Origin of the sequence: Pedobacter sp. (genome assembly GCF_040513095.1) — a bacterium.
GTDB lineage: Bacteria > Bacteroidota > Bacteroidia > Sphingobacteriales > Sphingobacteriaceae > Pedobacter.
The window spans coordinates 83848-90603 of sequence record NZ_JBEVDX010000007.1; the positions used below are offsets into that span (position 1 = coordinate 83848).

Here is a 6756-nt window from a genome sequence, read left to right on the forward strand (position 1 = left end):
ATTTTTTTTGAAATTATTTTCTTCCGCCAAATATCCTCAACAGGAACAGGAAAATATTGATAAAGTCAAGGTATAAGGACAATGCGCCCATGATAGCCAGTTTCTTAGAATCATCTGCGGCAATGGTATCGCCATTTTCTTCGATACCGGCACCTATACGTTTTAATTTTTGCACATCATATGCAGTTAAAGCAGTAAAGATTGCCACTCCGAAGAAGCTCATCACGTAGTCAAAACCAGAGCTTTGTAAGAATATGTTCACCACGCTTGCAATTACTAAACCAACAACACCGACCATTAATATCGGGCCGAATTTACTCAGATCCGTATCAGTGGTATAACCAAGTACAGCCATTAAACCAAATATACCAGCTGCTGCGGCAAAACATCCGATTACTGATCCTGAGGTATACATCAGCAAAATAAAGCTTAAGCTCACACCTGTCAGTAATGAATACAGAATAAACGTGCCTAATAAAGCACCGTAAGATAGTTTACTTAGTCCGGCACTCATTAAAAGTACCAATCCTACAGGTGCAAACATCGCTACATAACCTAATATTGAAAGTTTACCGGTTTCCTGATTGATCAGGTAGCTCAGCATTTCAGGTGTATTAGCCATATAAACGGCAGCAAGTGTAGATATGCCCAGTGCTACGAACATCCATAAAAACACACTTGCAAAGAATTTTTTTGCAACAGTTCCTGTTTGGTTCTCTACAAAAACTGATTTTTCTGACCAGTTGTAATTATTGTTGTTATCCATTTTTTTAAAAATTTAAATTAAATATACGGGTAATAAACTACATGCAAAATTTATGCCCCTAGTCTTTTTGTCAGAATTTCTTCAACTTTGTGGAAGAACTGCAGTGGTTTGAGTGTTCTCCATGCCAAATCGTCCAGCTGCCCGCCAAAATTGATATAGTAATCAATATTGCTGCTCCTGAATTCTTCGATCACATGGGGATTGAAATTAATACCGGTGATCCAGCCCTCTTCCACATCCTGGAACCACTCTTCATAATAGCTGTCCTCAGAAGAATGGAAGTTCAGGATATTCTCGCCGATCAGTATAAACTTGTTGATGCCTTCATCGATCATCAGCTCCAGGATTTCCCTTTTCAGCAGCATAATATCATTTGATATTGCATCATTCCATTCCCCTATAAATTCAATAATCGCATAGTTATGGTCGTAATCCACGAACAGGACTTTGATATACAGCGTGCTGGAACCAAAATCGTCCCATTGCGGATGGATCAGGTAGTTGTACAGCTGCTTATCGAAATAAAACTCCGAGTATTCCGTATTAAAAAATGGCGAGCGGGGATCCTCTGCGGCTATGTAGTCATCCCGCCAGCGGTAATATGGTTCTATTTCATGCATAAGAGCTTTTTATTTAGTGCTGGCTTCAACGGCTTTCCTTACGCTTCCGTAACGGATCAGCAGATCTTCGGCCCGCTGGTAATCAATGTTCAGTTCGTCCATTACCATCTGTGTACCTCTGTCCACCAGCTTGTGATTGGTTAACTGCATATCCACCATTTTATTGCCTTTCACACGTCCCAATTTAATCATTACTGTGGTACTCAGCATGTTTAATACCAGCTTTTGGGCAGTACCTGATTTCATACGCGTAGATCCGGTTAAAAATTCTGGCCCAACCACAACTTCAACAGGGAAGTCACTTGCTGCGGCAACAGGACCGCCTTCATTACAGACAATACATCCGGTTAAGATTCCGTTTTCGCGGGCCTTCAACAAGCCTCCGATTACATAAGGGGTGGTTCCTGAAGCGGCAAGCCCAATCAGGCTGTCCTTTGAATTGATGTTAAATTCCTGCAGGTCAATCCAGGCCTGCAATTCATCATCCTCTGCATTTTCTACTGCACGTCTGATTGCGGTATCTCCGCCGGCGATGATACCAACTACTTCGTCGAAAGGAACACCAAAAGTTGGCGGGCATTCCGAAGCGTCAACCACGCCTAAACGGCCGCTTGTTCCGGCACCGATATAAAATAACCTGCCACCGTTTTTCATTCTTTCGGTAACAGCAATAGCAAGCTTTTCTATCTGGGGGATACATTTCTCTACTGCCAGAGGAACAGTTTTGTCCTCATTGTTGATGCCTTTAAGAATGTCAAGCACATCCATCTGGTCTATATCATTGTACTTTGACTCTTGTTCGGTTACACGTATCATAGTTAATATTTATTTTTTACGTAGCTGTAAGTAAATATGGTTTGATAAAAATCGTCAATTTCTTTGGAATGGTAAAATATGAATGAAAATATGAAACAATAATAAATCCGGACTCGTTTACATAGGTAATTGACAGTCTAATTTTATAGCTTTGTACAATTGCTCATACATGAAACCAACTACCCGTAAAAATCTTCTCATTGCACTTACCTATTCTGTGACATTAATAGGTGGAATGTTCCTGGGCTATAAGTTTTTAAAGGATCAGGGTTTCACTTTTCAGCGCAATGTGCAGTTTGCAGACAACAATTCGGAAAAGGTGGATGAAATCATCAATCTCATCAACAGGAATTATGTAGACGAGATTGATGCGGATACGCTCAGCCATCTGGAAATTGACAGTTTATTGCATCAGCTGGACCCGCACAGTGTTTATCTTCCTCCAGTTAAGCTTACAGACCAGTCGGAAATGCTCGAAGGTAACTTTGAAGGTATCGGAATAGAATATTATATCCTGAAAGATACCCTTCTGGTGACTAAAGTATTTAAGGATGGCCCAGCCGAGTCAGCGGGATTAAAACTCGGGGATAAAATCCTCAGGATAGACAGCCTGTATGTAAGCGGCCGCCATCTGAAGAGAGAACAGATGATGGGCAGGATCAAAGGTAAAAAAGGAACGTCTGTACAATTGCTCATCCTGCATCCGGGTTCCGGGCGCCCTGCAGGAATAAATGTGAAACGCGGACGGGTGAATGTAAGCAGTATCGATGCCGCTTATATGGTCAATTCCGATGCGGGATATATCCGCATCAGCGAATTCGGTGCGAATACAGATAAAGATTTTGTAGAGTCAGTAAAGGCGCTGAAGCAAAAAGGAATGAAAAAACTTATCCTTGACCTTCGGGACAATGGGGGTGGATATCTCACTGCAGCCACTGGTCTTGCCAATCAGATCCTTCCCGAAAACAAACTGATTGTATATACCGAAGGAAAACATGAGCCCCGTACCGACTATATTGCTACAGGTGGCGGAGAGTTTGAAGACGGCAAACTCGCAGTGCTGATCAATGAGAATTCTGCCTCTGCAAGCGAGATCCTTGCAGGTGCAGTGCAGGACCTCGACCGCGGAATAATTATTGGCCGCCGTTCATTTGGAAAAGGACTGGTACAGGAGCAGTTCCCCTTTGGTGATGGATCGGCTCTGAATTTAACTATTGCAAGATACTATACCCCCTTGGGACGCAGTATCCAGAAATCATATAAAAGAGGATACAATGCTTACCAGAATGAAATTGAAGACCGTTTCAATGATGGGGAGCTCACAGAGAAACCGCTGGCCTCGCGGGACAGCATCCAGAAAAATCTGGCATTCATCACCGGATCAGGGAAAAAAGTATTTGCAGGAGGAGGCATCCAGCCGGATATATATGTGAAAATGGATACCGCAGGGATCAACAGGTTCTACAGCTTAATGATGGATAAAAACGTGCTGTTTGATTATGTATTTGATGTGCTGGCCAACCGTTATACAGCCGCATATCTGGAGCAGAACCTGAATAGTTTCAGCATCAGTGATGCCGACTACAGGGATTTTGTCAGGTATGTGCAGTCCAAAAATATCGTGATTGACAATAAACAGCTGACTTCATCCAGGCCTGTAATTTACAATGACCTTAAGGCATTGCTTTACAAGTATCACTTGGGAGACGATGGGTATTACAAGGCCCTGAACCTGAATGATAATATGATCAAGCAGGCGCTTTCCAGCCTGCAATAAACTTCTGAAGATCTGATGCAAAAAAAAATCCGGCAACGCTTTAACAGCTGCCAGATTCTATACTTAAACTTTTCAGATCTTATTTCTGTCTGAAATAGATCTGAATCGGTACGCCGTTGAAATCAAAATTCTCACGGAGTTTGTTCTCGATAAAACGTTTATATGGTTCTTTAATATATTGGGGAAGGTTACAGAAGAAGGCAAACATCGGTGATGTGGCATTGATCTGTGTAACATACTTCACTTTGATATATTTTCCTTTTAATGCTGGTGGAGGGTAGTTCTCAATAATCGGCAGCATCACATCGTTCAGTTTTGAAGTCGGGATTTTTTTACCTCTGTTCTTGAACACTTCCAGCGCAGTTTCTACCGCCTTGAAGATACGCTGTTTGTTGAGTACTGAAGTAAATACGATCGGCACATCAGTGAATGGCTGAAGTTTCTGACGGATCTGCTCTTCGAAAGCCTTCATCGTCTTGTTATCTTTTTCTACCAGGTCCCATTTGTTTACCAGGATCACAATACCTTTTTTATTTTTCTCTGCAAGGTGGAAAATGTTCACATCCTGCGACTCCAGGCCTTCCATAGCGTCTAACATCAGGATCACTACGTCAGCCTCTTCAAGGGCTTTAATCGTACGCATAACCGAATAAAATTCTATGTTCTCCTTTACTTTGGTCTTTTTACGCAGACCGGCAGTGTCGATAAACATGAACTCGTGGCCAAACAGGTTGTAATGGATATGGATCGAATCACGCGTAGTACCCGCAATAGGGGTAACAATATTTCTTTCCTGGCCCATCAAAGCATTGATCAGTGAAGATTTGCCTACGTTTGGTCTTCCTACGATCGTTAGTTTAGGTAATCCATTCTCCTCAATGACGTCATCCTCAAAGTGAGAGATTACTTCGTCAAGCAGGTCGCCTGTACCAGAACCGGTCATTGATGAGATAGAATAAATTTCTCCCAAACCGAAGCCATAAAATACGGCAGCGTCATTTTCAAGAGAAGTATTGTCAACTTTATTTACAACGATAAAAACAGGTTTTTTGCTTCTGCGCAGTAATTGTGCGATTTCGTCGTCCAGGTCTGTGATTCCGGTGATTACATCCACCATAAACAGGATTACCGACGCTTCCTCGATAGCAATAACTACCTGTTCGCGAATGGCTGCTTCAAAAACATCTTCTGAATTTGCAACATAACCACCTGTATCAATCACTGTAAATTGTTTATCAGTCCACTCAGCAACGCCGTAGTGACGATCGCGTGTTACACCGCTGAAATCATCAACAATGGCTTTACGACTCTCAGTTAAGCGGTTAAAAAGGGTAGATTTGCCTACGTTTGGTCTTCCGACGATTGCGATAATGTTTGCCATGTGTTGTTAATTGTAGTAATTATTAAGGGGTTGCAAAGGTAGGTTTAATTTTCGTACCCGAAACTTTTTAAATAGTTCTTTTTACTCCGCCAATCAGGAATGACTTTTACGAAGGTTTCGAGGAATACTTTTTGATTGAGAAAACGTTCCACATCCTTACGTGCTTCGGTACCTACCTTTTTCAGCATAGCGCCTCCTTTACCAATCAGGATGTTCTTTTGGGAGTCACGCTCCACTATGATCTCTGCACTGATTCTGGTGATCTTTTCTTCTTCCTTAAAGGCCGTGATCACTACTTCAGTACTGTATGGGATTTCTTTCTGGTAATTGTTGAAGATTTTTTCCCGGATGATCTCAGAAACAAAGAAACGCTGGGTCTTATCTGTCAGTTCTTCTTTATCATAATAAGCCGGATGTTCAGGAAGGTTTTCAAGTACCTTTTCCAGAATACCTTCGAGGTTGTATTTGTGCAGTGCTGAGATCGCATAGATATGCATTGGTTTTAACAGCTCCTGCCAGTAAGCTTGCTTCTCATCTACCTGTTCCTGTGTAGCACCGTCAATCTTATTGATCAGGACAATCATCGGAATGGTACTGTTGATGATTTTCTCCAGTACATCGTTTTCATCGTGCTGCTCATTTACGTCTGTTACAAACAGGATGAGGTCGGCATCACTCAATGCTCCTTTCACAAAATTCATCATGGAATCCTGCAGTCCGTAGCGCGGTTTTATGATCCCCGGAGTGTCAGAAAAAACGATCTGATAATTTTCTTCATTCACAATTCCTAAAATACGGTGACGTGTAGTTTGGGCCTTCGGAGTGATGATCGATAGTTTTTCCCCTACCAGGGCATTCATTAGGGTAGATTTACCAACATTTGGCTTACCTATTATGCTTACAAAACCTGCTTTATGCGACATCGAATATTTTTTAAAATAAATTTGCATTGCAAAGAAACGAAATATATCTTTGCAGACCAATTTAAAACAAAGGAAGATTAATTCTTTCACCGTTTTAAACTGATATAAAGTGCGGGGTGGAGCAGTTGGTAGCTCGTCGGGCTCATAACCCGAAGGTCATCAGTTCGAGTCTGGTCCCCGCTACCTGGAGAAGCAGCCTCTGCAAAGATGAGTCGCTTTGAAAAGGCCCGTTCGTCTACCGGTTAGGACGCCAGATTTTCATTCTGGAAATAGGGGTTCGATTCCCCTACGGGCTACACAGAAACGCTAGTTGCACGCTAGCGTTTCTTTTTAAAGGCATAGTGCGGGGTGGAGCAGTTGGTAGCTCGTCGGGCTCATAACCCGAAGGTCATCAGTTCGAGTCTGGTCCCCGCTACCTGGAGAAGCAGCATCTGCAAAGATGAGTCGCTTTGAAAAGGCCCGTTCGTCTACCG

6 protein-coding genes and 3 tRNA genes are annotated in these 6756 nt (G+C 42.4%); 4 read left to right on the top strand and 5 right to left on the bottom strand.

Translation table 11 applies throughout. The features are described 5' to 3' along the window. Positions 1-13: 13 nt before the first annotated feature. Genes ABWY16_RS01130 through murQ form a run of 3 tightly spaced genes read right to left on the bottom strand, consistent with a single transcriptional unit; the run spans position 14 to position 2202 of the window. A complete protein-coding gene (locus ABWY16_RS01130; RefSeq protein WP_353902812.1) occupies positions 14-766 on the bottom strand; it encodes a Bax inhibitor-1/YccA family protein in 753 nt (250 codons plus the stop codon). Between the two features lie 50 nt (positions 767-816). Further along, positions 817-1386, bottom strand: a complete 570-nt coding sequence (locus tag ABWY16_RS01135) for a hypothetical protein (protein ID WP_353902813.1) — start codon at positions 1384-1386, stop codon at positions 817-819. Positions 1387-1395: 9 nt separating this feature from the next. Next, entirely contained in the window at positions 1396-2202 is an 807-nt protein-coding gene (gene murQ / locus ABWY16_RS01140) for an N-acetylmuramic acid 6-phosphate etherase (RefSeq protein WP_353902814.1), read from the bottom strand. 169 nt (positions 2203-2371) lie between these two features. Between murQ and ABWY16_RS01145 the strand changes: the two genes are divergently transcribed. Then, the gene (locus ABWY16_RS01145) at positions 2372-3979 is read left to right on the top strand and encodes a S41 family peptidase (RefSeq protein WP_353902815.1); all 1608 of its coding nucleotides are present in this window, start codon (positions 2372-2374) and stop codon (positions 3977-3979) included. Between the two features lie 79 nt (positions 3980-4058). On the opposite strand, the gene der is transcribed toward ABWY16_RS01145, so the two are convergent. Next, positions 4059-5360 carry a ribosome biogenesis GTPase Der gene (gene der, locus ABWY16_RS01150; RefSeq protein WP_353902816.1) on the bottom strand — a complete coding sequence of 434 codons (1302 nt, stop codon included), beginning with the start codon at positions 5358-5360 and terminating at the stop codon, positions 4059-4061. A gap of 44 nt (positions 5361-5404) precedes the next feature. Further along, a complete protein-coding gene (gene era, locus ABWY16_RS01155) occupies positions 5405-6283 on the bottom strand; it encodes a GTPase Era (RefSeq protein WP_353902817.1) in 879 nt (292 codons plus the stop codon). A 110-nt stretch (positions 6284-6393) separates the two neighbouring features. Between era and ABWY16_RS01160 the strand changes: the two genes are divergently transcribed. The 3 genes from ABWY16_RS01160 to ABWY16_RS01170 all read left to right on the top strand — a co-directional run bounded on the left by ABWY16_RS01160 (position 6394) and on the right by ABWY16_RS01170 (position 6698). Beyond that, positions 6394-6466, top strand: a tRNA-Met gene (locus tag ABWY16_RS01160). Between the two features lie 41 nt (positions 6467-6507). Then, positions 6508-6579, top strand: a tRNA-Glu gene (locus ABWY16_RS01165). Between the two features lie 46 nt (positions 6580-6625). Then, positions 6626-6698, top strand: a tRNA-Met gene (locus ABWY16_RS01170). The last annotated feature ends 58 nt before the right edge of the window (positions 6699-6756 follow it).

What these genes read in the sequence shown, in the direction of transcription:
- ABWY16_RS01130 (WP_353902812.1), bottom strand. Translation starts at nt 766, where the DNA reads ATGGATAACAACAATAATTACAACTGGTCAGAAAAATCAGTTTTTGTA.
- ABWY16_RS01145 (WP_353902815.1), top strand. Translation starts at nt 2,372, where the DNA reads ATGAAACCAACTACCCGTAAAAATCTTCTCATTGCACTTACCTATTCT.
- der (WP_353902816.1), bottom strand. Translation starts at nt 5,360, where the DNA reads ATGGCAAACATTATCGCAATCGTCGGAAGACCAAACGTAGGCAAATCT.
- ABWY16_RS01135 (WP_353902813.1), bottom strand. Translation starts at nt 1,386, where the DNA reads ATGCATGAAATAGAACCATATTACCGCTGGCGGGATGACTACATAGCC.
- era (WP_353902817.1), bottom strand. Translation starts at nt 6,283, where the DNA reads ATGTCGCATAAAGCAGGTTTTGTAAGCATAATAGGTAAGCCAAATGTT.
- murQ (WP_353902814.1), bottom strand. Translation starts at nt 2,202, where the DNA reads ATGATACGTGTAACCGAACAAGAGTCAAAGTACAATGATATAGACCAG.